The organism is Dorea sp. (assembly GCF_977044405.1).
This window is the reverse complement of record NZ_CDRRQK010000021.1, coordinates 32895-55445: the sequence shown is the minus strand read 5'-3', so window position 1 is coordinate 55445 and position 22551 is coordinate 32895. Positions and strand designations below refer to the sequence as shown.

Annotated in this window: 26 protein-coding genes; 25 read left to right on the top strand and 1 reads right to left on the bottom strand. The window is 40.0% G+C overall.

Annotated features, from left to right (window positions below; translation table 11 throughout):
• The 19 genes from rplR to ACWJAF_RS10230 all read left to right on the top strand — a co-directional run.
• The coding region (gene rplR / locus ACWJAF_RS10320) for a 50S ribosomal protein L18 (protein ID WP_448863694.1) at window positions 1-251 on the top strand (251 nt) is incomplete at its 5' end.
• 14 nt (window positions 252-265) lie between these two features.
• Window positions 266-775 (top strand): 30S ribosomal protein S5, encoded by a 510-nt coding sequence (gene rpsE, locus ACWJAF_RS10315; RefSeq protein ID WP_006427400.1) that lies wholly within the window; start codon window positions 266-268, stop codon window positions 773-775.
• Window positions 776-789: 14 nt separating this feature from the next.
• Window positions 790-969 (top strand): 50S ribosomal protein L30, encoded by a 180-nt coding sequence (gene rpmD / locus ACWJAF_RS10310; protein ID WP_006427401.1) that lies wholly within the window; start codon window positions 790-792, stop codon window positions 967-969.
• Window positions 970-998: 29 nt separating this feature from the next.
• On the top strand, window positions 999-1439 hold the full coding sequence (rplO, locus tag ACWJAF_RS10305) for a 50S ribosomal protein L15 (RefSeq protein ID WP_006427402.1): 441 nt from the start codon (window positions 999-1001) through the stop codon (window positions 1437-1439).
• Entirely contained in the window at window positions 1439-2755 is a 1317-nt protein-coding gene (secY, locus tag ACWJAF_RS10300; protein ID WP_296030834.1) for a preprotein translocase subunit SecY, read from the top strand. Before rplO ends, secY begins: the two co-directional genes overlap by 1 nt.
• Before the next feature lie 62 nt (window positions 2756-2817).
• Window positions 2818-3462, top strand: coding sequence for an adenylate kinase (locus tag ACWJAF_RS10295; RefSeq protein ID WP_448863691.1), 645 nt, complete (start codon window positions 2818-2820; stop codon window positions 3460-3462).
• A gap of 4 nt (window positions 3463-3466) precedes the next feature.
• A complete protein-coding gene (gene map / locus ACWJAF_RS10290) occupies window positions 3467-4240 on the top strand; it encodes a type I methionyl aminopeptidase (RefSeq protein WP_448863689.1) in 774 nt (257 codons plus the stop codon).
• Between the two features lie 16 nt (window positions 4241-4256).
• On the top strand, window positions 4257-4505 hold the full coding sequence (locus tag ACWJAF_RS10285; RefSeq protein WP_296030843.1) for a KOW domain-containing RNA-binding protein: 249 nt from the start codon (window positions 4257-4259) through the stop codon (window positions 4503-4505).
• A 12-nt stretch (window positions 4506-4517) separates the two neighbouring features.
• Window positions 4518-4736 (top strand): translation initiation factor IF-1, encoded by a 219-nt coding sequence (gene infA / locus ACWJAF_RS10280; protein ID WP_004607275.1) that lies wholly within the window; start codon window positions 4518-4520, stop codon window positions 4734-4736.
• A 169-nt stretch (window positions 4737-4905) separates the two neighbouring features.
• Window positions 4906-5019: a 50S ribosomal protein L36 gene (rpmJ, locus tag ACWJAF_RS10275; protein WP_003022746.1), complete on the top strand. Its 114-nt coding sequence runs from the start codon at window positions 4906-4908 to the stop codon at window positions 5017-5019.
• A gap of 258 nt (window positions 5020-5277) precedes the next feature.
• Window positions 5278-5646, top strand: coding sequence for a 30S ribosomal protein S13 (gene rpsM / locus ACWJAF_RS10270; RefSeq protein WP_022415191.1), 369 nt, complete (start codon window positions 5278-5280; stop codon window positions 5644-5646).
• A gap of 33 nt (window positions 5647-5679) precedes the next feature.
• Window positions 5680-6075, top strand: coding sequence for a 30S ribosomal protein S11 (rpsK, locus tag ACWJAF_RS10265; protein WP_005332330.1), 396 nt, complete (start codon window positions 5680-5682; stop codon window positions 6073-6075).
• A gap of 66 nt (window positions 6076-6141) precedes the next feature.
• The gene (gene rpsD, locus ACWJAF_RS10260; protein ID WP_296030849.1) at window positions 6142-6735 is read left to right on the top strand and encodes a 30S ribosomal protein S4; all 594 of its coding nucleotides are present in this window, start codon (window positions 6142-6144) and stop codon (window positions 6733-6735) included.
• Between the two features lie 29 nt (window positions 6736-6764).
• Window positions 6765-7724 carry a DNA-directed RNA polymerase subunit alpha gene (locus tag ACWJAF_RS10255; RefSeq protein ID WP_296030851.1) on the top strand — a complete coding sequence of 320 codons (960 nt, stop codon included), beginning with the start codon at window positions 6765-6767 and terminating at the stop codon, window positions 7722-7724.
• A gap of 90 nt (window positions 7725-7814) precedes the next feature.
• The gene (locus ACWJAF_RS10250; protein WP_006427410.1) at window positions 7815-8351 is read left to right on the top strand and encodes a bL17 family ribosomal protein; all 537 of its coding nucleotides are present in this window, start codon (window positions 7815-7817) and stop codon (window positions 8349-8351) included.
• Between the two features lie 251 nt (window positions 8352-8602).
• On the top strand, window positions 8603-10435 hold the full coding sequence (locus tag ACWJAF_RS10245; RefSeq protein WP_296030854.1) for an NAD(P)-binding protein: 1833 nt from the start codon (window positions 8603-8605) through the stop codon (window positions 10433-10435).
• Window positions 10429-12165, top strand: coding sequence for a [FeFe] hydrogenase, group A (locus ACWJAF_RS10240; protein ID WP_448863677.1), 1737 nt, complete (start codon window positions 10429-10431; stop codon window positions 12163-12165). Before ACWJAF_RS10245 ends, ACWJAF_RS10240 begins: the two co-directional genes overlap by 7 nt.
• Window positions 12166-12338: 173 nt before the next feature.
• A complete protein-coding gene (adhE, locus tag ACWJAF_RS10235; RefSeq protein WP_296030912.1) occupies window positions 12339-14966 on the top strand; it encodes a bifunctional acetaldehyde-CoA/alcohol dehydrogenase in 2628 nt (875 codons plus the stop codon).
• 282 nt (window positions 14967-15248) lie between these two features.
• Entirely contained in the window at window positions 15249-16004 is a 756-nt protein-coding gene (locus ACWJAF_RS10230) for a phosphotransferase family protein (RefSeq protein ID WP_296093828.1), read from the top strand.
• 116 nt (window positions 16005-16120) lie between these two features.
• Here the strand turns inward: ACWJAF_RS10230 and ACWJAF_RS10225 are convergent, their stop codons facing one another.
• On the bottom strand, window positions 16121-17329 hold the full coding sequence (locus tag ACWJAF_RS10225) for a cell wall hydrolase (protein ID WP_448863674.1): 1209 nt from the start codon (window positions 17327-17329) through the stop codon (window positions 16121-16123).
• A gap of 225 nt (window positions 17330-17554) precedes the next feature.
• On the opposite strand from ACWJAF_RS10225, the gene ACWJAF_RS10220 reads away from it, so the two are divergent.
• The 6 genes from ACWJAF_RS10220 (at window position 17555) to ACWJAF_RS10195 (ending at window position 22352) form a co-directional block, all read left to right on the top strand.
• Window positions 17555-18136 (top strand): hypothetical protein, encoded by a 582-nt coding sequence (locus ACWJAF_RS10220; RefSeq protein ID WP_448863673.1) that lies wholly within the window; start codon window positions 17555-17557, stop codon window positions 18134-18136.
• Window positions 18126-18959 (top strand): Cof-type HAD-IIB family hydrolase, encoded by an 834-nt coding sequence (locus tag ACWJAF_RS10215; protein ID WP_448863671.1) that lies wholly within the window; start codon window positions 18126-18128, stop codon window positions 18957-18959. The genes ACWJAF_RS10220 and ACWJAF_RS10215 overlap by 11 nt, the downstream gene beginning before the upstream one ends.
• A 14-nt stretch (window positions 18960-18973) precedes the next feature.
• The gene (locus ACWJAF_RS10210) at window positions 18974-19801 is read left to right on the top strand and encodes an undecaprenyl-diphosphate phosphatase (protein ID WP_448863669.1); all 828 of its coding nucleotides are present in this window, start codon (window positions 18974-18976) and stop codon (window positions 19799-19801) included.
• A gap of 302 nt (window positions 19802-20103) precedes the next feature.
• The gene (locus ACWJAF_RS10205; protein ID WP_448863667.1) at window positions 20104-20892 is read left to right on the top strand and encodes a transporter substrate-binding domain-containing protein; all 789 of its coding nucleotides are present in this window, start codon (window positions 20104-20106) and stop codon (window positions 20890-20892) included.
• Between the two features lie 34 nt (window positions 20893-20926).
• A complete protein-coding gene (locus ACWJAF_RS10200) occupies window positions 20927-21616 on the top strand; it encodes an amino acid ABC transporter permease (protein ID WP_296030870.1) in 690 nt (229 codons plus the stop codon).
• Window positions 21606-22352, top strand: a complete 747-nt coding sequence (locus ACWJAF_RS10195) for an amino acid ABC transporter ATP-binding protein (protein WP_448863664.1) — start codon at window positions 21606-21608, stop codon at window positions 22350-22352. The genes ACWJAF_RS10200 and ACWJAF_RS10195 overlap by 11 nt, the downstream gene beginning before the upstream one ends.
• Window positions 22353-22551 lie beyond the last annotated feature (199 nt).

Sequence of the window (22551 nt, the reverse complement as noted above, 5' to 3'; positions counted from 1 at the left end):
TGTATGCTCAAATTATTGACGATACAGTTGGAAATACACTGGTTTCCGCTTCCACTCTTCAGAAAGATGTGAAAGCAAACCTGGAGAAAACTAACAACGTTGATGCAGCAGCATATTTAGGAAAAGTAATCGCAGAAAAGGCCCTTGAAAAAGGTATTAAAGACGTTGTCTTCGACAGAGGCGGATTTATTTACCAGGGTAAAGTACAGGCATTGGCAGACGCAGCTAGAGAAGCTGGGTTGAATTTCTAGAAGGAGGAGCACACATGAGACAGGAACGTATTGATGCTAATTCATTAGAATTAAACGAAAAAGTAGTATCAATTAAACGTGTAACCAAAGTTGTTAAGGGTGGCCGTAATATGAGATTCACAGCTTTAGTAGTTGTTGGTGACGGAAATGGCCATGTTGGTGCAGGTTTAGGAAAAGCTACAGAAATTCCGGAAGCAATCCGCAAAGGAAAAGAAGATGCAGCTAAAAATCTCATCTCTGTAGCATTAGATGAAAATGACAGTGTAACACATGATTATATCGGTAAATTCGGAGGCGCTTCTGTATTACTTAAGAAGGCTCCAGAAGGTACTGGAGTTATCGCTGGTGGTCCAGCGCGTGCCGTAATCGAGATGGCAGGAATCAAGAATATCCGTACAAAATCTCTTGGTTCTAACAACAAACAGAATGTAGTACTTGCTACAATCGAAGGATTACGCCAGATCAAAACTCCAGAAGAAGTAGCTAAGCTTCGCGGTAAATCTGTTGAAGAGATCTTTGGCTAAGGAGGTAGAACAAAATGGCAGATTTAAAAATCACATTAGTAAAATCTACAATCGGTGCTGTACCTAAGCATAAGAAAACTGTTGAAGCATTAGGACTTAAGAAGCTGAACAAAACTGTTGTACTTCCAGATAATGCAGCAACTAGAGGTATGGTAAAACAGGTTTCTCACCTGGTAAAAGTAGAAGAAGTATAATTAATTTATTCGGATAAGGAGGTGTCACAATGGATTTATCTAACTTAAGACCTGCTGATGGATCAAAGCAGAGTGATAATTTCAGAAGAGGACGTGGACACGGTTCTGGAAATGGTAAGACAGCTGGTAAGGGACACAAAGGTCAGAAGGCTCGTTCAGGCGGTACAAGACCAGGTTTCGAAGGTGGTCAGATGCCATTATATAGAAGAATACCAAAGAGAGGTTTCACTAACAGAAATACTAAGACAATCGTTGGTATTAACGTAAGTGCTCTTGAAGTATTCGAGAATGATACAGTTGTTACTGTAGATACATTAATCGAGCAGGGTATCGTTACAAATCCAAAGGATGGAGTTAAGATCCTTGGAAATGGCGAACTTACTAAGAAGCTTACAGTTCAGGCTGATGCATTTAGCGCAGGCGCTGTAGCTAAGATCGAGGCGTTAGGTGGAAAAGCAGAGGTGATCTAATGTTAGAAGCATTTCGAAAGGCATTCAAGATAAAGGATATCCGTAAGAGAATCGGATATACATTCCTGATGTTAATCGTAATACGAATTGGATCACAGTTGCCGACACCAGGCGTAAATGGTGAATATATTAAGAATTTCTTTGCTCAGAACACTGGGGAAGCGTTTAACTTATTTAACGCTTTCACCGGTGGCTCATTTGAGCAAATGTCTGTATTTGCCTTAAGTATAACACCTTATATTACTTCATCCATTATTGTCCAGCTGCTTACAATTGCAATCCCTCAGTTAGAGGAGATGCAGCGTGACGGCGAAACAGGAAGAAAGAAGATTGTAGCAATTACAAGATATCTTACTGTTGGACTGGCTCTGATCGAATCTGCTGCAATGGCAATCGGATTTGGTCGTCAGGGACTTTTGGTGAAGTATAATTTTGTTAATGCGGCAATTGTTGTATTGACGCTCACTGCTGGATCAGCTTTCCTGATGTGGATTGGTGAGAGAATTACAGAAAAAGGTGTAGGCAATGGTATATCTATTGTCTTGGTGATCAATATTATCTCTCGTATTCCGAGTGATATGACTACATTGTTTGACCAGTTCGTGAAAGGAAAAGCGATTGCTTCCGCAGGTCTTGCAGTATGTGTAATTATTGCAATCATCATTGCGTTGGTTGTATTTACTGTAGTTTTGCAGGACGGTGAAAGAAGAATTGCTGTACAGTATTCCCAGAAAGTTGTCGGAAGAAGATCTTATGGGGGACAGTCTACCAATATTCCATTAAAAGTTAACACTGCAGGTGTTATTCCAATTATCTTTTCATCATCTTTGATGCAGTTTCCAATTGTAATTGCGTCATTCCTTGGAAAAGGTAACGGAAGTGGAATCGGAAGTGAGATTCTTCGCGGATTAAATCAGAGTAACTGGTGTAATCCGGAACAGCTGAAGTATTCCTGGGGACTGGTATTATATATTGTTCTGACGATATTCTTCGCATATTTCTATACATCGATTACATTTAATCCATTAGAGATTGCGAATAATATGAAGAAGAGCGGTGGATTTATACCGGGTATCCGTCCGGGAAGACCGACAGTAGAGTATTTGACAAAGATTTTGAATTATATTATATTTGTTGGTGCATGCGGATTGATTCTGGTTCAGATTGTTCCGATATTATTTAACGGATGGCTTGGAGCGAAAGTTTCGTTTGGTGGAACTTCTCTGATCATCATTGTCAGTGTAATATTGGAAACACTTAAGCAAATTGATTCAATGACACTTGTAAGAACATACAAGGGATTTTTAAATAGCTAATATTTTGACTCGCGGGAAGTATTTTTTTCGCGGGTTAAAATGCTATAAGGAGGAACCGCCAAATGAAAATAATTATGTTAGGTGCCCCAGGAGCGGGTAAAGGAACACAGGCAAAGAAGATTGCTGCAAAATATGATATCCCACACATCTCCACAGGAGATATCTTCAGAGCAAATATTAAAAATGGTACAGAGCTTGGTAACAAAGCAAAAACTTATATGGACCAGGGACTTCTTGTACCGGATGAACTGGTTGTGGATCTGGTTGTAGACCGTGTAAAACAGGATGACTGCAAGAACGGATACGTACTGGATGGATTTCCGAGAACAATTCCACAGGCTGAGGCGCTGGATAAAGCACTTGCTGCATTCGGCGATAAGGTAGATTACGCAATCGACGTAGATGTACCGGATGAAAATATTGTTAAGCGTATGGGCGGACGCCGTGCATGTGTTGGATGCGGAGCTACATATCATCTTGTATATGCACCGACAAAGACAGAAGGTGTTTGCGATGTATGTGGAAAAGACCTGATCTTAAGAGATGATGATAAGCCGGAGACAGTACAGAAGAGACTGAACGTATATCATGATCAGACACAGCCGCTGATCGACTATTATACAAAAGCAGGCATCTTAAAGACAGTAGACGGAACTGTAGATATTAACGATGTATTTGCAGCAATTGTAGAGATACTTGGAGCATAGGATCATGGCAATTACAATCAAATCAGAGAGAGAAATCGAATTGATGGCAAAAGCCGGAGTGATATTGGAAACTGTGCATAATGAATTAGAAAAAGCACTTCATCCGGGTATGAGTACAAAGGATATAGATACTCTTGGCGAAGAGATTATTCGCAGTTACGGATGTATTCCTTCATTTCTGAATTATAACGGATATCCGGCATCTATCTGTGTATCTGTCAATCAGGAAGTTGTACATGGTATTCCTGATAAACACCGTATTATCCAGGAAGGTGATATTGTAAGTCTGGACGCAGGTGTCATCTATAAAGGATATCATTCAGATGCAGCGAGAACCCATGCGGTCGGTGAAGTAAGTAAAGAAGCCCGAGAGCTTATCAAAGTTACAAAAGAAAGTTTCTTTGAAGGTATAAAATATGCAAAAGAGGGGAATCATTTATTTGATATTTCATCTGCGATAGGAAGATACGCATCTGAGAGAGGCTATGGTGTAGTAAGAGACCTCTGCGGACATGGAATCGGAACAGCACTTCACGAATCACCTGAGATCCCGAACTATGAAGTGGGAAGAAAAGGTGTGAAGTTAAGAGCAGGAATGACACTTGCAATTGAACCGATGATCAATATCGGTGGTTATGAAGTAGACTGGCTGGATGATGATTGGACGGTAGTAACCAGAGACGGCTCATTATCAGCGCATTATGAAAATACAATACTGATTACTGAGGGAGAACCAAGAATTCTGTCCTTGACCTGTGATGAAAAACAGACAGATTAGTGAAGAGGATACAGATATGGTGGTATATGAAACAGGAATGCTTGCAAGATCAAAGGCCGGACATGATAAGGCGCAGATGTATATCATAACCAGGGTTGATGATACATATGTATATCTGGCAGATGGACGGATCAGGACATTGGATCATCCGAAAAGGAAAAAAAGGATGCATGTACAGATTGTTCATACAAAGTATAATATAGAAGGCCTTGATGATGCAGGTATAAGAAAGATCATTAAGGATTGGATGAAAGAAGAGAAATAGGAGGAATTAAATATGTCAAAGGCTGACGTAATTGAAATTGAAGGAACTGTAGTAGAAAAATTACCTAACGCAATGTTTCAGGTAGAGCTGGAGAATGGACATCAGGTATTAGCTCATATCAGTGGAAAACTGAGAATGAACTTTATCAAGATCCTGCCAGGAGATAAAGTAACATTAGAGCTGTCTCCATACGATCTTTCAAAAGGAAGAATCATCTGGAGAGATAAATAAAAATAGTCAAAAAATAAATAAAAAATCTATTGACTTATATTGCATAAGAGTGCTATACTATATAAGCACGTTTTCTGGGCGTTTTTTGTGCGCATAAAACCAGTGAGTTGCGGTTTTGAAGAAAATGTGTAGCAACAAAGGCATAGCAATGGATGAAAGGAGGATCCCCGTGAAGGTTAGATCATCAGTAAAACCAATTTGCGAAAAGTGCAAAGTAATTAAGAGAAAAGGAAGCATTCGCATTATCTGCGAAAATCCAAAACACAAACAGCGTCAGGGTTAATTCCAGACAGTAGTTTGATGTAATTAGGCGGCTGATAGTGGACACGCCAGGCGGTGTGGATACTATTTCAAATATACAAGGCGCACCCGAAAGACCGGTGACGATCCTCGTATATTGCTTCTAATGCCGGCTCGTCATTACCGTATAGCTTCCAAACTAAAGCGGTGGCCGGAAAGGGCATGATACCGAACATGCCTGGGACAAACAATGTCCCCTATTAAAGACAATTATCAATGAAAGAAAATGGAGGAAATTCACATGGCTCGTATAGCAGGTGTAGACTTACCAAGAGACAAACGTGTTGAGATCGGATTAACTTATATCTACGGAATCGGTAGAACAAGTGCAACTCGTATCTTAACAGAAGCAGGAGTAAATCCTGATATTCGTTGTAGAGATCTTACAGACGACGATGTAAAGAAAATCAGTGCTGTAATCGATGAGACACAGACAGTAGAAGGTGATCTTCGTAGAGAAATCGCCCTGAACATCAAGAGATTACAGGAAATCGGATGCTATAGAGGAATCCGTCACAGAAAAGGACTTCCAGTTCGTGGTCAGAAGACTAAGACAAATGCTAGAACTAGAAAAGGTCCTAAGAGAACAGTAGCAAACAAGAAGAAATAATTTATTTTAAGGAAAGAGTAGGTTAGTTTTATTATGGCAAAGAAAGTTACAAAAAAAGTGACAAAGAAACGTGTCAAGAAAAACGTTGAACACGGACAGGCTCACATCCAGTCATCTTTTAATAACACAATCGTTACATTAACAGATGCTCAGGGAAATGCTCTGTCATGGGCAAGTGCAGGCGGTCTCGGATTCAGAGGTTCAAGAAAATCTACCCCTTATGCAGCTCAGATGGCAGCTGAAACAGCAGCTAAAGCAGCATTAGTACATGGTTTAAAATCAGTTGACGTAATGGTTAAAGGACCAGGTTCAGGTAGAGAAGCAGCAATTCGTGCCCTGCAGGCATGCGGAATCGATGTAACAAGCATCAGAGACGTTACACCAGTACCACACAATGGTTGCCGTCCACCAAAACGCAGAAGAGTCTAGTACTATTATTATTCACTACGTTAACGGATTGTATGTGTCCGAATTATATAGGAGGAAAACAAAAACATGGCAGTAAATAGAGTTCCGGTTCTTAAAAGATGTAGATCCCTTGGAATGGATCCAGTTTATTTAGGAATTGATAAAAAGTCTAACAGACAGTTAAAAAGAGCGAATAGAAAAATGAGCGAGTATGGTCTCCAGTTACGTGAGAAACAGAAAGCTAAATTCATCTACGGTGTATTAGAGAAACCTTTCGTGAACTACTTCAAGAAAGCATCTAAGATGAATGGTATGACAGGTGAAAACCTGATGGTACTCTTAGAGTCAAGACTTGACAACGTTGTATTCCGTCTTGGACTTGCTAGAACAAGACGTGAAGCAAGACAGATCGTTGACCACAAGCATGTACTTGTAAACGGAAAACAGATCAACATCCCTTCATACCTTGTAAAGGCTGGAGATGTTGTAGAAATCAAAGAAGCTAAGAAGAGCTCTCCAAGATACAAAGAGATCGTTGAGGTTACAGGCGGACGTCTTGTTCCAGAATGGTTAGAAGCTGATCTGGAAAACCTGAAAGGAACAGTTAAAGAACTTCCAAAACGTGAAGCAATCGATGTTCCTGTAGATGAGATGTTAATCGTCGAGTTATATTCTAAATAATAAACCGTAACCCACAGGAGGTGGACTTAGTGTTTGAATTTAATAAACCCAATATTGAAATAACTGATATTTCAGATGATAAGAAATATGGTAGATTCGTTGTAGAGCCTCTGGAAAGAGGTTATGGTACAACTTTAGGTAATTCTCTTAGAAGAATTATGCTTTCATCTTTACCTGGTTCAGCAATCAGCCAGGTTAAGATTGATGGTGTACTTCATGAGTTCAGTTCTATTCCGGGTGTTAAGGAAGATGTCACTGAGATTATCATGAACCTGAAATCTCTGGCAATCAAGAACACATCTGAATCTGATGAGCCTAAAACAGCTTATATCGAGTTTGAAGGCGAAGGAGTTGTAACAGCAGCTGATATTCAGGTGGATCAGGATATTGAAATCATGAATCCGGAAACTGTAATCGCTACATTAAATGGCGGTGCAGACAGCAAATTGTATATGGAACTTACCATTACAAATGGAAGAGGCTACGTGAGTGCTGATAAGAATAAGAATGACGAACTGCCAATCGCAGTGATTCCAATTGATTCTATCTACACTCCAGTGGAACGAGTGAACCTTACAGTAGAGAATACCCGTGTCGGACAGATTACAGACTTTGATAAACTTACATTGGATGTATATACAAACGGCACACTGCTTCCGGATGAAGCTGTAAGTTTGGCTGCAAAGGTACTTAGCGAGCATCTGAAGCTCTTTATCGATCTGTCAGAAGTAGCACAGGCTGCAGAAGTTATGATTGAAAAAGAAGATGACGAGAAAGAAAAAGTTCTCGAGATGAGCATTGATGAATTAGAACTTTCTGTTCGTTCATACAACTGCCTGAAGAGAGCTGGTATCAATACAGTAGAAGAACTGACAAATAGAACACCGGAAGATATGATGAAAGTACGTAACCTTGGACGTAAGTCTCTGGAAGAAGTACTTGCAAAATTAGATGAGTTAGGCTTAAGCCTGAGTAAAGGTGAAGAATAATCTGTCAGTAAGCCCGAAAGTGCATGGCAGAGCATTTGGCTAGTAAGCCCGAAGAAGCATAACCAAGTGTTATAATGGAGGAAATTTAAAATGGCAAAATATAGAAAACTTGGCAGAACATCAAGCCAGAGAAAAGCATTATTAAGAAACCAGGTAACAGCACTTCTGAACAACGGAAAGATCGTTACAACAGAAGCTAAGGCTAAAGAGATCCGCAAGATCGCTGAGGGTCTTATTGCATTAGCTGTTAAAGAAAAAGATAACTTCGAAGAAGTTACTGTAAAAGCTAAAGTTGCCCGCAAAGATAAAGATGGCAAGAGAGTAAAAGAAGTTGTAGATGGTAAGAAAGTTACTGTATATGACGAAGTTGATAAAACAATCAAAAAGGATATGCCAAGCAGACTGCATGCTCGTCGTCAGATGCTGAAGGTTCTTTATCCTGTAAAGGAAGTTCCAACTGCACAGGCTGGAAAGAAGAAAAATACAAAAGAAGTTGATCTCGTAGCTAAATTATTTGATGAGATCGCTCCTAAGTATGCAGATCGTAACGGTGGATACACAAGAATCGTTAAGATCGGTCAGCGTAAAGGTGACGCAGCTATGGAAGTTCTGATCGAACTTGTATAGTTAGATGTCAATTTAAAGCGATATAATAAAAGACTATTGTACTGAATTATTAGTGCAATAGTTTTTTTTTGTTTGTTAAAATTCTGACTATAGCGTTAAATTAACTACTATTATTAAAAATGATTACAAATTCTCAAATAAATGATATAATATCGTTAACACACTTGATGTCGAATAATGCAAAAATCTGATAATTGAAAATTTTTGAATTAAAAGTTGAAAAATTGTAAAGTGGAAGGTAGGAATAAAGAATGAGCAGACTTGAGATAGCCTCTCCAAAAAGAGCAAAGATCGTAATGGAAGGTCTTTATAAGGATCTGGAAAGAAGAATAGAATCAAGTCCACCGGGATTATGTCCGGTAGATATGGCGAGAGCTTTTCTGGAGCTTTGTCATGCGCAGACATGTGGAAAATGTGTTCCATGCCGTATCGGACTTGGACAGCTGAATAATTTTATCCGTGAAGTACTGGATGGAAAAGCAACCATGCAGACACTGGATATTATGGAGCAGACAGCCCTTTCGATTATGGAATCGGCAGATTGTGCAATCGGATACGAAGCTGCAAATATGGTATATAAGGGACTGATCGGTTACCGCGATGACTACGTTGAACATATTCAGAACGGAAGATGTACCTGTACATATAATCAGCCGGTACCTTGTGTATCATTATGTCCGGCACATGTAGATATTCCGGGATATGTAGCACTGGTAGGAGAAGGAAGATATGCAGATGCAATACGTCTGCTTAGAAAAGATAATCCATTCCCGACAACATGTGGATTCATCTGTGAACATCCATGTGAGGCAAGATGCCGTAGAAATATGGTAGATGATTCTATCAATATCAGAGGATTAAAACGTGTAGCAGCAGATTTTGCCGGTGAAGTAGATCCACCTCAGTGTGCACCAAGCACAGGTAAAAAGATTGCCATTCTTGGAGGTGGACCTGGAGGACTCAGTGCAGCATATTATCTGCAGTTGATGGGACATCAGACAACCGTATATGAGATGCTTCCGGAACTTGGAGGAATGCTTCGTTATGGAATTCCGAACTACCGTCTTCCAAAGGAACGTCTGGATGATGATATCCGTGCAATCCTGAAAACAGGAGTCCAGGTGAAAAATGGACTTAAGATCGGTCAGGATATCACGATTCAGGAATTAAGACAGCAGTATGATGTAGTACTGATTACAATCGGTGCCAGCACAGATAAAAAATTAGGTCTGGAGAATGAAGATGCAGACGGTATTCTGTCAGCTGTTCAGTTCCTTAGAAATGTAGGAAAGAACCAGATCATGGATCTGACAGGAAAAGAAGTTGCTGTTATCGGTGGTGGTAACGTATCGATGGATGCGGTACGTACGGCAAAACGTCTTGGTGCTAAGAAAGTAAGCATCGTTTACAGACGTCGTGTAGCGGATATGACAGCACTTCCGGGAGAAATCGAAGGTGCGGTAGCAGAAGGTATCGAATTACAGACTTTAAAAGCACCGGCATCCATTGATGTAGATGAGAACCATCATGTAAAAGGAATCTATGTGACTCCACAGATGGTAAGTTCTATCCGTGATGGAAGAGCAAGTATCAAACCAACGGGAGAAGAAGATATTTATATACCATGTGATGTACTGATCGTTGCAATCGGTCAGAATATTGAGACACATCACTTTGAACAGGCAGGTATTCCGGTAGAACGTGGAAAGATCGTCACAAAGAGTACAGGTGCGTTCGAGAATTTACCTGGTGTATTTGCAGGAGGAGACTGTGCAAGTGGACCGGCATCGGTAATCAAAGCAATTGCAGCAGCTAAGGTTGTAGCAGCGAACATTGATGAATATCTTGGATATCATCATGAAATTTCCTGTGATGTAGAGATTCCGGAAGCACATCTGGATGACCGTACACCTTGCGGCAGAGTGAATCTGACAGAAAGAGAAGCATGCGAACGAGTATGTGATTTTGAAGCAGTAGAAAACTGTATGACAGAAAAAGAAGCAAAGCAGGAAGCAAGCAGATGTCTGCGCTGCGATCATTTCGGATACGGTATATTTAAGGGAGGCAGAGAGACATTATGGTAAATCTTACAATAGACGGAAAGCAGATATCGGTAGAAGAGAATACCACAATCATGGAAGCTGCAGCCCAGAACGGGATACCGATTCCAAAGTTATGTTATCTGAAGGGAATCAATGAGATAGCAGCCTGTCGTGTCTGTGTGGTAGAACTGGAAGGAAAAGATAAACTTATCACATCCTGCAACAATGTGGCAAAAGAAGGTATGGTTATCCATACGAACAGCCCAAAAGTAAGAAAACACAGAAGAACAACAGTAGAACTGATACTTTCACAGCACGACTGCGAATGCGTAACCTGCTCAAGAAGTGGTAATTGTAGTCTGCAGAAGGTAGCAAATGATCTGAATATTATAGAGATTCCATTTAAGATGGAGATAGAAAGACAGCCATGGAACAAAGAATTCCCGCTGATCAGAGATTCGTCCAAATGTATCAAATGTATGCGTTGTGTCCAGGTATGTGACAAAGTACAGGGACTCGGCATATGGGATGTAGAGGGAACTGGATCAAGAACAACGATCAATGTGGCTGGACACAGAACAATTGAAGAAGCAGCATGTACATTATGTGGACAATGTATTACACATTGCCCGGTAGGTGCTTTAAGAGTAAGAGATGATACAGAAGATGTATGGGATGCAATTGCAGATCCGGAAAAGATCGTAGTTGCACAGGTTGCTCCGGCTGTAAGAGCAGCATGGGGTGAAGAATTCGGACTTTCTGATGAAGAAGCAACCGTCGGAAAGATCCTTGATGCTTTGAAGAGAATGGGAGTCGATTATACATTCGACACAACATTTTCAGCCGATCTGACAATCATGGAAGAAGGAACGGAATTTTTGCACAGATTTACTGCAGGGGAATTAAAAGAGCGTCCAATGTTTACTTCGTGTTGTCCGGGATGGCTTAGATTTATCAAATCACAGTATCCACATCTGGTGAGACAACTTTCTACAGCAAAATCACCGCAGCAGATGTTCGGAGCAGTGATGAAAACCTACTTTGCAGAGAAGTTGGGAGTATCACCGGAAAAAATCTATACAGTATCTGTGATGCCATGTGTAGCGAAAAAAGGTGAAAGAGAGATGGAACTGTTCTATCAGGAATATGCAGGTAATGATATCGATGCAGTTATTACGACAAGAGAACTTGCAAAGATGATCAGATCTGCTCATATCAGTCCGGATATGCTGACGGATATTGAGAGTGACAGGCCGATGCAGGATGGAACAGGTGCAGGAGTAATATTTGGAGCAACAGGAGGTGTTATGGAGGCAGCGCTTCGTACTGCATATTATCTTCTCAAGAGTGAGAATCCACCGGAGGATGCATTCAAAGCTGTAAGAAGTACAGGATTCAATGAGAATCAGGGAATTCAGGAAGCAGACTTCCAGATCGACAATGTAACTGTGAGAACAGCTGCTGTCAGTGGGCTGGGAAATGCAAGAGCACTTCTGGATCGAATCAATAAAGGTGAAGTGCATTATGATTTCGTTGAAGTTATGGCGTGCCCGGGAGGATGCGTAGGAGGCGGCGGACAGCCGATTCATGATGGCAGAGAGCTTGCATACGAAAGAGGTAAGAAGCTTTATAGCCTGGATAAGAATGCAAAACGCAGATTTTCTCATGAAAATCAGGATATTCAGAGATTATATCAGGAATATTTTGTAAAACCTAATTCACCAAAATCACACATGCTGTTACATACAGAACACAGACTGGAAGGTTTTTAGAGAGTGAATATAAAGGAGAAGTTGTCTGTGGCGGCTTCTCCGATTGGATAACTAACGGACTGTTAAAGAATTATCAAATATGTGAAAAAAATATCAAAAACAGTATTGACAAAAAAATAACGAGCGAGTATACTAAAACCATCGAAAAACAAACAAAAACTCACAGGAGGATAATCAACATGGCGACAAAGAAAAAAGAGAATGTAGTACCAGAGATTATTGACAATGTAGAAGCTCTCGAAGCAAAAATGAAAGCAATGAGAGAAGCTCAGAAAGTATTTGCTACCTTTACACAGGAACAGGTAGACAAGATCTTTTTTGAGGCTGCAATGGCAGCAAACAAGATGCGTATCCCACTTGCTAAAATGGCAGTAGAGGAAACAGGACGTGGACTCGTAGAAGATAAGATCATTAAAAACCACTACGCAGCAGAGTACATTTATAACAAATATAAAAATGATAAAACATGTGGCGTAATCGAAGAAGACAAAGCGTACGGAATTAAAAAGATTGCAGAACCAGTTGGTCTGGTAGCAGCAGTTATCCCTACTACAAACCCAACATCAACAGCAATCTTCAAAACATTGATTTGTTTAAAAACAAGAAATGCGATCATCATCAGCCCTCATCCGGCAGCAAAAGCTTGTACAATCGCAGCAGCAAAAGTTGTTCTTGATGCAGCAGTAAAAGCTGGAGCACCAGAGGGAATCATCGGATGGATCGACGTTCCTTCATTAGAGCTGACAACAACAGTTATGAAAGACGCAGATGAAATCCTTGCAACAGGTGGTCCTGGAATGGTTAAATCCGCATACTCTTCAGGAAAACCGGCACTTGGTGTTGGACCTGGTAATACACCAGTTATCATCGATGACTCAGCAGACATCAAGATGGCAGTTAACTCAATCATCCATTCTAAGACATTTGATAATGGTATGATCTGTGCTTCTGAGCAGTCAGTAACTGTACTTGACAGCATTTATGATGAAGTTAAGAAAGAATTTGCATATCGTGGATGCTACTTCCTTAAGAAAGGTGAAGAGCTTGATAAAGTTCGTAAGACAATCATCATCAATGGCGCACTGAACAACAAGATTCCTGGAAAATCAGCTTACGAAATTGCTAAATTAGCAGGTGTTGATGTTCCGAAAGCAACAAAGATCCTGATCGGTGAAGTAGAATCTGTAGATATTTCAGAAGAATTTGCACATGAAAAATTATCTCCAGTACTTGCTATGTACAGAGCTAAGACATTTGATGAGGCTCTTGCAAAAGCAGAACAGTTAGTAGCTGACGGTGGATATGGACATACATCATCACTTTATGTACATCCATCACAGACAGAGAAGATTGAGAAACATCAGCAGGCTATGAAGACATGCCGTATCCTGATCAATACTCCTTCTTCACAGGGTGGTATCGGAGACCTTTACAACTTTGGTCTTGCTCCATCTCTTACACTTGGTTGTGGTTCTTGGGGAGGAAACTCTGTATCTGAGAACGTAGGTGTAAAACACCTGGTTAATATCAAGACAGTTGCAGAGAGGAGAGAAAACATGCTGTGGTTTAGAACACCTGAAAAAGTATACTTTAAGAAAGGCTGCATGCCTGTAGCATTAGATGAACTTGGAACAGTAATGCACAAAAAGAAAGCATTCATCGTAACAGATAGCTTCCTGTATAAGAATGGTTATGTAAAACCAATCGAAGAGAAATTAGATCAGATGGGAATCCAGCATACATGCTTCTTTGAAGTAGCTCCAGACCCAACTCTGCAGTGTGCAAGAAGAGGTGTAGAACAGATCAGAGCATTTGAGCCAGATACAATCATCGCTCTTGGTGGTGGATCAGCAATGGATGCCGGAAAGATCATGTGGTTAATGTATGAGCATCCAGAAGCAAAATTCGAAGATATGGCTATGGACTTCATGGATATCCGTAAGAGAGTATACACATTCCCTAAGATGGGTGAGAAAGCTTACTTCGTAGCAATCCCAACATCTTCAGGAACAGGATCTGAGGTAACTCCTTTCGCAATCATCACAGATGCAGACACAGGAGTAAAATGGCCTATCACAGACTACGAATTGATGCCTAACATGGCTATCGTAGACGTTGACAATGCAATGACAGCTCCTAAGGGACTGACAAGCGCATCTGGTATCGACGTAATGACACATGCGATCGAAGCATATGTATCTATCATGGCTACAGACTTTACAGATGGTCTTGCTATGAAAGCTGTAAAAGCTGTATTTGATTACTTACCATCAGCATATGAGAATGGTGCTAATGACCCAATCGCAAGAGAGAAGATGGCAAACGCTTCTTGCATGGCTGGTATGGCATTCGCAAATGCATTCCTTGGACTGAACCACTCTATGGCTCACAAACTTGGAGCATTCCATCACCTGCCACACGGTATTGCTAACGCTGTAATCCTTACAGATGTAATGCGCTACAATGCAGCAGAAGTTCCAACAAGAATGGGAACATTCTCACAGTATCAGTATCCACATGCACTTGCAAGATACGCTGAATTAGGTCGTTTCGCAGGATGCACAGGTAAGACAGATGAAGAAGTATTCGAAAACTTCATCGCTAAACTGGAAGAACTGAAGACAAGAATTGGTATCAAGAAGACAATCAAAGACTACGGTGTAGATGAGAAGTACTTCCTGGATACATTGGATGAGATGACAGAGCAGGCATTCAATGACCAGTGTACAGGTGCTAACCCAAGATATCCACTTATGAGTGAGATGAAGGAAATCTACCTGAAGTGCTACTATGGAAAATAAAACAGGTAATAATATATATCCATGAGTTTTTGTTTGCAGGTTGGATAATGTATTAAATACAGGAAAAGTGTGGCAGGAAACTGTCACACTTTTTCTATACCAAAGTATACAAGAGTATCATAATAGATTTTTTTGAATGTTAAAAAAATAACTAATTATATACAGCACAAAAATTAGCCAAAAAAATAACAAAAAACCATTTAAAAATCTGACAATAAGGTGTATAATACAGACAACGAAAAGGAAATGGGCCAAAGATTCAATAAAAAAGGAGGAATCTGTATGAAGCTCGAGAAGAAAAATGTAATCGTAGAGAGACCTTATAAATCAGTTTATAAGACAGAAGAAGGTATTGTTAAGATATTTGCGACAGATCATCCGAAGTCAGCGGTATTTAATGAAGCTCTTAATACTGTAAAGGTAGAAGAGACTGGACTTGATATACCGAAACTTAAAGAGGTAACTCAGATTAATGGGGAATGGGCACTGATCATTGAGAACAGAGAAGGAAAGACACTGGAAGAGATGATGAAGGTTGACCGTGCAAATCTGGAGAAATACATGTCCGATTTCGTAGATCTGCAGTTAAAAGTACAGAGTAAAACAGCAGCGACATTGCCGAAATTAAAAGATAAACTTGCTTCCGAAATCAAGAATCTGAAAGCACTGGATGCAACGGAAAGATATGAACTTCTGACCCGGTTGGAGAGCATGCCAAAACATACAAAGTTATGTCATGGAGATTTTAATCCAAGTAATGTTATTGTTGAGAAGAATGGTAAGATGACGGTGGTTGACTGGGCACATGCATCACAGGGAAATGCAAGTGCGGATGCAGCGATGACTTATTTGTTATTTGCATTGCATGATCAGGAAAGCGCAGATCTTTATCTGAAGTTATTCTGTAAGAAGAGTGATACTGCAAGACAGTATGTAGAGCAGTGGCTTCCAATTGTAGCGGCAGCAGAATTAGAGAAAGATATCCGGCTCGAAAAAGACTTCCTGATGAAGTGGATCGATGTCATGGAATATGAATAAAAACAAAAAGAATGAGATAAAAATAAGCCTCGTATTGAGGCTTATTTTTATCTTCGTGCATTCGTAAGAAGCTGCCGGTGGCAGCTTCTCTTGCTATTGTACTTGTTATATGTAATTTAGAAAAATACATTTCCACCAACATTGACTCCCGATACACCTGTAGAAGCAGATCTAAACTGCAGACAATTAATTACTGCAGAATGTCTTGCTCCGGCGAGGGCATCCTGTGCAACCTGATATGCGGTTGAAGAAGCACCCTGCTTTAAGACTTTGTTCAGAGAACCGTTCCATGTAGGAGCGAACTGACCGGACTGATAGATTACATCATGCAGGTTATTAGGATAAGCAGGACTTGCAACACGGTTCATGATAACGGTTGCGACAGCGAGCATTCCGTCATAACCACCTGCTTCACACTGAAGGATTGCTGCGAAAAGAGCAACATCCGAAGTAGAAGAAGGCGTAGAAGATGTGTTGTTATTGCCGGTATTTGTTGTTGTGTTCGTTGTTGTATTAGGTTTTGTAGTAGTTGTTGTATTTTTATTCGTTGTTGTCTGTGCTGGTTGAGTTGTTTTATTCGCGTTATTATTATTGTTGTTGTTATTATTGTTACTAGCCGTTGCAGTAGTGTCGGTTTTTGTCTCGGTCTTTTTATCTTCGGCCTTGAGAGAACCAGATACGGCATTATTTTGTGCGATTTTTAAAGCCTCTTCAGCAGCTTTCGCACGTTCCAGCTGAGCCTGATAATTGGCAAGCTCTCCGGAAGTAGAAGAAATCTTTGAATTTAATTCTTCGCGTTTGCTTGTCAGTGTTTTCTGAAGACCAGAAAGCTTACTTTGCTGCTCTTCCAGTTCTTCTTGTTTTTTTTCTACGCTTTTTCTGACATCTTGCAGTTGGTTAAGCATAGAACGGTCATAGTCACTGATGGTTGCAACATATTCAGCCTTATTCAGAAAATCGCCCATATTTTCGGAAGTGAGCAGAATCTGAAGCAGGGATGAGGTACCACCCTCATACATGAATTTGATGCGGTCTTTCATAGAATCGTACTGAGCTTCTTCATCTAATTGAACAGAGGCCAGATCCAGCTTGGATTTTTCGACTTTAGCTGATAACTCTTCAATCTGACTTGAAGTGTCATCCAGTTCCTTACTTAAGGTGGCCAGCTGGCTGTTCAGATCATTTAATTCCCCTTTTAGATTGGAAGTAGTACTTTCTAATTCTTTTGAAGAAGGTGCTGAATATACAGGAGTACTAACAGAAGCAATTGTTACGGTGCAGATGGTGGTTGCCAAAACCGATCGTAATACTCGTTTCTTTTTCATACTTATCATAGACATATCCTTTCCATTCTCGCGAATATTCTAATATTATACACCAAAATGCCAGAGAAAGCAAATTTTGCAGGATATACCAGTAGCTGGCATAGCTGTAAAACAGTAACGCAAAACATTTAAACTTTACATAAACTGAGTGAGAAAGGTTGCCATAAAAAAGATTTCTGTATAAAATAGAAAAGGAATGTTTAAATAGGAGAGGAATATAATTATATGAAAAAATACGAAGAAGAAAAGTATAGATTAGAGAATATAAAAGAACACATCTATCCTTGGGTGAAAGCAGAGCTTTCGGACACACAGGCTCTGAATGGAAAACATTTTTCCGAAAAAGATGCACCGGTAATCGGATTTTTGGGGGATCTGAATGTAGTATTTGCAATAAAAAGAGATGAGGATGTATATGAGATTCTAAAAGATAATATGCTTCCGCCGGAATGCGATGTCATAGAAGTTTATCACAAAGCATGTGAGAATCTGAACCGCGATGTTGAATTTGTTGTTGCCAACACATGGTATGGCGGGTATGGTATTGTGGCAGATGGTCATCACGAGGCAAGCGCAGTCTGCTATAAGCACATCTGGCAGGTATGTGCAGACAAATTAAAGGATGATCTTGTAATCATGATTCCAAGAAAAGATACAGTATTATTTGCACCGGCAGGTAATCAGGAAGTCGTAGATAAGATGATCGCACATGGGGAACAGGCATATGAACAGGGCGAGAATAAGATCAGTAAGAATCTGTTGTTATTTACACAGGAAGGGAAGGAATTAGTTACATATGAACATTAAGACCAGAATGATTGGTGTCGATCTGGATGGAACATTATTAAAATCAAACAAAGAACTGGCACCGTATACAAAAGAAATACTGAAAAAAGCAATTGATCAGGGAATTCTGGTCATGCCATCAACCGGAAGACCATTAACCGGAGTACCAAAGGAACTTTTGGAATTTCCAGGGATCAAATATGCAGTAACAGCGAATGGAGCCAGAGTGATAGATATCACAACCGGAAAGCCAATGGTGGAGGAGCTGCTTGCACATGATATTGCAGAAAAACTGATGGATGTATTTGAACATTATGATTCTTTCAGAGAGATATATTTTGAAGGAGTAGGATATGCATCGAGGGAAGCACTGGAAAATATCTCAAAATATCTGGAAGTACCGGCGATGGCAAATTATATCTCATCTACACGAATTGCTGTGGATGACGTAAGAGAAAAATTCGAAGAAGAAAAAGACAGACCGGTAGATAAAATACAGGCACTGTTTACTTCTGTAGAAGACAGAGATGCTGCCAGGGCAGAGATCCAGGATATATCCGGAATCGAGATCACAGGAGCACTTCCGATGAATCTGGAGATCAATGCTGCCGGTGTTAATAAAGGAAAGGCCATGATAGAACTTGGGAAGGTACTTGGCATTCCAAAAGAGGAGATCATGGCATTCGGAGACGGTGACAATGATCTTAAGATGTTAAAAGAAGTAGGGGTAGGCGTTGCAATGGAAAATGCGATCCCATCGGTAAAAGAAGCTGCTGACTATATTACATTGACAAATGATGAAGAAGGCGTTGCCAGGTTCATAGAAAAATATGTTCTGGTTTAAGAAAGGAAAGCAAAATGTTAGATATTATTAAAGTTATTATTTTAGGAATTGTTGAAGGAATCACAGAGTGGCTTCCAGTCAGCAGTACAGGACATCTGATCCTGGTTGGCAATGTATTAAAGCCGGGGATGAGTGATGCATTTATGGAAATGTTTGATGTCGTAATCCAGTTAGGTGCAATTATGGCAGTTGTAGTATTATATTTCCACAAATTGAATCCATTTTCACCAACGAAGACAGAAAAGCAGAAAATGTTGACATGGCAGATGTGGTTCAAAGTAGTGATTGCATCAGTTCCGGCAGCTATTGTTGGATTACTGTTCAATGACATTCTGAATGAAATTTTTTATAAACCACTTCCGGTTGCAATTATGCTGATTGTATATGGTATTCTGTTTATCATTATTGAGAAAAATAATGCAGGAAAGACACCTTCTGTAACAAGAATCTCCCAGCTGAATCTTCAGATGCTTCTGTGGATCGGATTCTTCCAGATGCTGGCATTGATTCCGGGTACATCCAGATCAGGAGCGACTATTATCGGAGCCCTTATCATTGGTGTATCAAGAGAAGTGGCAGCAGAGTTTACTTTCTTCCTGGCTATTCCTGTTATGTTCGGAGCCAGTCTTCTGAAGCTGATTAAGTTCGGATTCCACTTTACTGGTGCAGAATTTGGTCTTCTGATGCTTGGATGTATCGTATCTTTTGGATTATCGGTTGTTGCGATTAAGTTCCTGATGGGATATATCAAACAGCATGACTTCAAGGTATTCGGATATTATAGAATTGTTCTTGGTGGAATTATTGTAATCTGGACAATTATCCAGACAGCAATGGCATAAAATTATAAATATAAGATAGAAAAATAAAGTCAGACAGGTTTTGGAAAAGAAAAACCGTCTGGCTTTACTTTATGCCAAGGTTCTCTGGATGCCTAAAGATAGATATTCATACCTGAATCTCTTTTTTTGCACAGTGAAACAGTAACATAAAGGGGAAAGGAGTACAGGTTGGGGGTTGCTTTTTGGATAAAACATGATAATATATTAAGTATATATGTATTTTTATACAATATATAAGTATCCGGGGAGAACCTGGCTCCGGGTAGCGAGCATATTATGTCAAAAGGATGGAGGAAAATATTATGAAGATGAAAAAACTCATCAGCGTAATGATGATCGGAGCATGTGTAGTATCTATGGCTGCATGCGGATCTAAAAAAGAAGAAGACAAAAAAATTGAAAGTGCAGATGATCTGAAAGATGCAAAAATCGGTGTACAGACAGGTACAACAGGTGATATCTACTGTTCAGATGATTTTGGTGATGATCATGTAGAGCGTTTTAATAAAGGAGCAGATGCTGTTCAGGCACTGGTAAAAGGTAAGATTGATGCAGTTGTTATCGACAATGAACCTGCAAAAGCATTTGTAGATGCTAATAAAGGTCTTAAAATCCTTGAAACACCATACGTAGAAGAAGACTATGCTATGTGCTTTAAAAAGGGAAATACGGAATTAGAAGATAAGTTCAATGAAGCAATCAAAGAACTGAAATCTGATGGAACATTTGATAAGATCATCGGATACTATATCGATGGAACAGAAGATAAAGGATATGAGTCACCAGCAGATGTTGACCGTTCTAATGGTAAGCTTGTAATGGCTACAAATGCAGCATTCGAGCCATATGAATATTATGAAGATAACAAGATCGTAGGTATCGATGCAGACTTTGCACAGGCAATTGCAGATAAGCTTGGTATGGAACTGACAATCAATGATATGGAGTTTGATTCAATCATCGCTGCTGTAGACAGTGGAAAAGCTGATTTTGGTGCAGCTGGTATGACTGTAACAGATGAAAGAAAACAGCAGGTAGATTTTTCTGATTCATATTACACAGGAAAACAGATGATTATCGTAAACGAATAGTAACAACGAATAATCTGAAAAGTGGGAAGAAAAGATGCAGGAATTAAAAGATACGTTTATTCTGAATTTCATAGATGACAACCGTTGGAGATATATTGCCGATGGATTGAAGGTTACATTGATTGTAACTGTATTTGCAGTATTGATTGGTGTGTTACTTGGTTTTTTGATTGCAATTGTGCGTACGACACATGATAAGACCGGAAAACTTAAGATACTGAACGCAATATGCAAAGTGTACCTGACGGTAATCCGTGGAACACCGGTTGTTGTACAGCTGATGATCATTTACTTTATCATATTTGGAAGTGTAGATATCAGCAAAGTACTGGTAGCGATCGTCGCATTTGGTATCAACTCAGGAGCGTACGTGGCGGAGATTTTCCGTTCGGGTATTATGTCGATTGATAATGGCCAGTTTGAAGCAGGACGAAGCCTTGGATTTAATTATGCGCAGACAATGATGTATATTATTATGCCACAGGCATTTAAGAACGTTCTGCCGACATTATGTAACGAGTTTATCTCTCTTTTGAAGGAGACATCTGTATCCGGTTATATTGCACTGCAGGACCTGACAAAAGGTGGAGATATCATTCGAAGCCGTACATACGATGCATTTATGCCGTTGATTGCTGTTGCGCTGATCTACCTGGCAATGGTAATGATATTTACAAAACTTGTAAGTCTGCTGGAGAGGAGGTTGAGAAACAGTGACCACTAATAATGGGGATGTACTGATCAAAGTAGAAGGTCTGCATAAGATTTATGGGGATTTTCATGCGTTAAATGGAATTGATGAAGAGATCCGTAAAGGAGAAGTGGTTGTTATCGTAGGACCATCTGGTTCCGGTAAATCAACTTTCCTGCGGTCATTGAACCTTCTGGAAGTTCCGGATAAAGGACATATATATTTTGAGGGTGTAGATATTACAGACAAGTCTGTAGATATTAATAAGCATCGTCAGAAGATGGGAATGGTATTCCAGCATTTTAACCTGTTCCCACATAAGACTATTAAGGAAAATATCACACTTGCGCCGATTAAGCTTCTTGGAAAGAGCAAAGAAGAGGCAGATAAAAGGGCAATGGAACTGTTGGAGAGGGTAGGACTTGCTGAGAAGGCAGATTCTTATCCATCCCAGTTATCCGGTGGACAGAAGCAGAGAATCGCAATTGTACGTTCTCTGGCAATGGATCCGGACGTGATCCTGTTCGATGAACCAACATCAGCACTCGACCCGGAGATGGTTGGAGAAGTTCTGGAACTGATGAAACAGCTTGCCAGAGAAGGAATGACGATGGTAGTTGTAACACATGAGATGGGATTTGCAAAAGAGGTTGGCTCAAGAGTCATCTTTGTAGATGCCGGACAGATTAAAGAACAGGCAAAACCGGATGAATTTTTTGATCATCCGAAAGATCCACGGTTGAAGGAATTTTTGTCTAAGATATTGTAAGACGGACGAACCCGTGCAAAATATAATACAAACGGTGCCGCTTCCTGCGGTCAATGTCACCTTATTGTATTATATTTTGCACGGGTTCTGTGTCTTATAAAAAGGAAAATTTTTCAGATAGATTGTTGTAATATACAATAGAGCATATCAAAAAACAGCCCCATCCGAATATATATGAATAAGGTGACATTGACCGCAG

Excerpts from the sequence above, each read along its gene's own strand:
- ACWJAF_RS10210 (WP_448863669.1), top strand. The coding sequence starts at position 18,974 with ATGTTAGATATTATTAAAGTTATTATTTTAGGAATTGTTGAAGGAATC.
- ACWJAF_RS10200 (WP_296030870.1), top strand. The coding sequence starts at position 20,927 with ATGCAGGAATTAAAAGATACGTTTATTCTGAATTTCATAGATGACAAC.
- ACWJAF_RS10225 (WP_448863674.1), bottom strand. The coding sequence starts at position 17,329 with ATGAAAAAGAAACGAGTATTACGATCGGTTTTGGCAACCACCATCTGC.
- ACWJAF_RS10220 (WP_448863673.1), top strand. The coding sequence starts at position 17,555 with ATGAAAAAATACGAAGAAGAAAAGTATAGATTAGAGAATATAAAAGAA.
- rpsD (WP_296030849.1), top strand. The coding sequence starts at position 6,142 with ATGGCAGTAAATAGAGTTCCGGTTCTTAAAAGATGTAGATCCCTTGGA.
- ACWJAF_RS10240 (WP_448863677.1), top strand. The coding sequence starts at position 10,429 with ATGGTAAATCTTACAATAGACGGAAAGCAGATATCGGTAGAAGAGAAT.
- ACWJAF_RS10285 (WP_296030843.1), top strand. The coding sequence starts at position 4,257 with ATGGTGGTATATGAAACAGGAATGCTTGCAAGATCAAAGGCCGGACAT.
- rplO (WP_006427402.1), top strand. The coding sequence starts at position 999 with ATGGATTTATCTAACTTAAGACCTGCTGATGGATCAAAGCAGAGTGAT.
- ACWJAF_RS10215 (WP_448863671.1), top strand. The coding sequence starts at position 18,126 with ATGAACATTAAGACCAGAATGATTGGTGTCGATCTGGATGGAACATTA.
- rpsM (WP_022415191.1), top strand. The coding sequence starts at position 5,278 with ATGGCTCGTATAGCAGGTGTAGACTTACCAAGAGACAAACGTGTTGAG.
- map (WP_448863689.1), top strand. The coding sequence starts at position 3,467 with ATGGCAATTACAATCAAATCAGAGAGAGAAATCGAATTGATGGCAAAA.
- ACWJAF_RS10245 (WP_296030854.1), top strand. The coding sequence starts at position 8,603 with ATGAGCAGACTTGAGATAGCCTCTCCAAAAAGAGCAAAGATCGTAATG.
- rpsK (WP_005332330.1), top strand. The coding sequence starts at position 5,680 with ATGGCAAAGAAAGTTACAAAAAAAGTGACAAAGAAACGTGTCAAGAAA.
- rpmD (WP_006427401.1), top strand. The coding sequence starts at position 790 with ATGGCAGATTTAAAAATCACATTAGTAAAATCTACAATCGGTGCTGTA.
- secY (WP_296030834.1), top strand. The coding sequence starts at position 1,439 with ATGTTAGAAGCATTTCGAAAGGCATTCAAGATAAAGGATATCCGTAAG.
- ACWJAF_RS10250 (WP_006427410.1), top strand. The coding sequence starts at position 7,815 with ATGGCAAAATATAGAAAACTTGGCAGAACATCAAGCCAGAGAAAAGCA.
- infA (WP_004607275.1), top strand. The coding sequence starts at position 4,518 with ATGTCAAAGGCTGACGTAATTGAAATTGAAGGAACTGTAGTAGAAAAA.
- ACWJAF_RS10205 (WP_448863667.1), top strand. The coding sequence starts at position 20,104 with ATGAAGATGAAAAAACTCATCAGCGTAATGATGATCGGAGCATGTGTA.
- ACWJAF_RS10295 (WP_448863691.1), top strand. The coding sequence starts at position 2,818 with ATGAAAATAATTATGTTAGGTGCCCCAGGAGCGGGTAAAGGAACACAG.
- rpsE (WP_006427400.1), top strand. The coding sequence starts at position 266 with ATGAGACAGGAACGTATTGATGCTAATTCATTAGAATTAAACGAAAAA.
- ACWJAF_RS10230 (WP_296093828.1), top strand. The coding sequence starts at position 15,249 with ATGAAGCTCGAGAAGAAAAATGTAATCGTAGAGAGACCTTATAAATCA.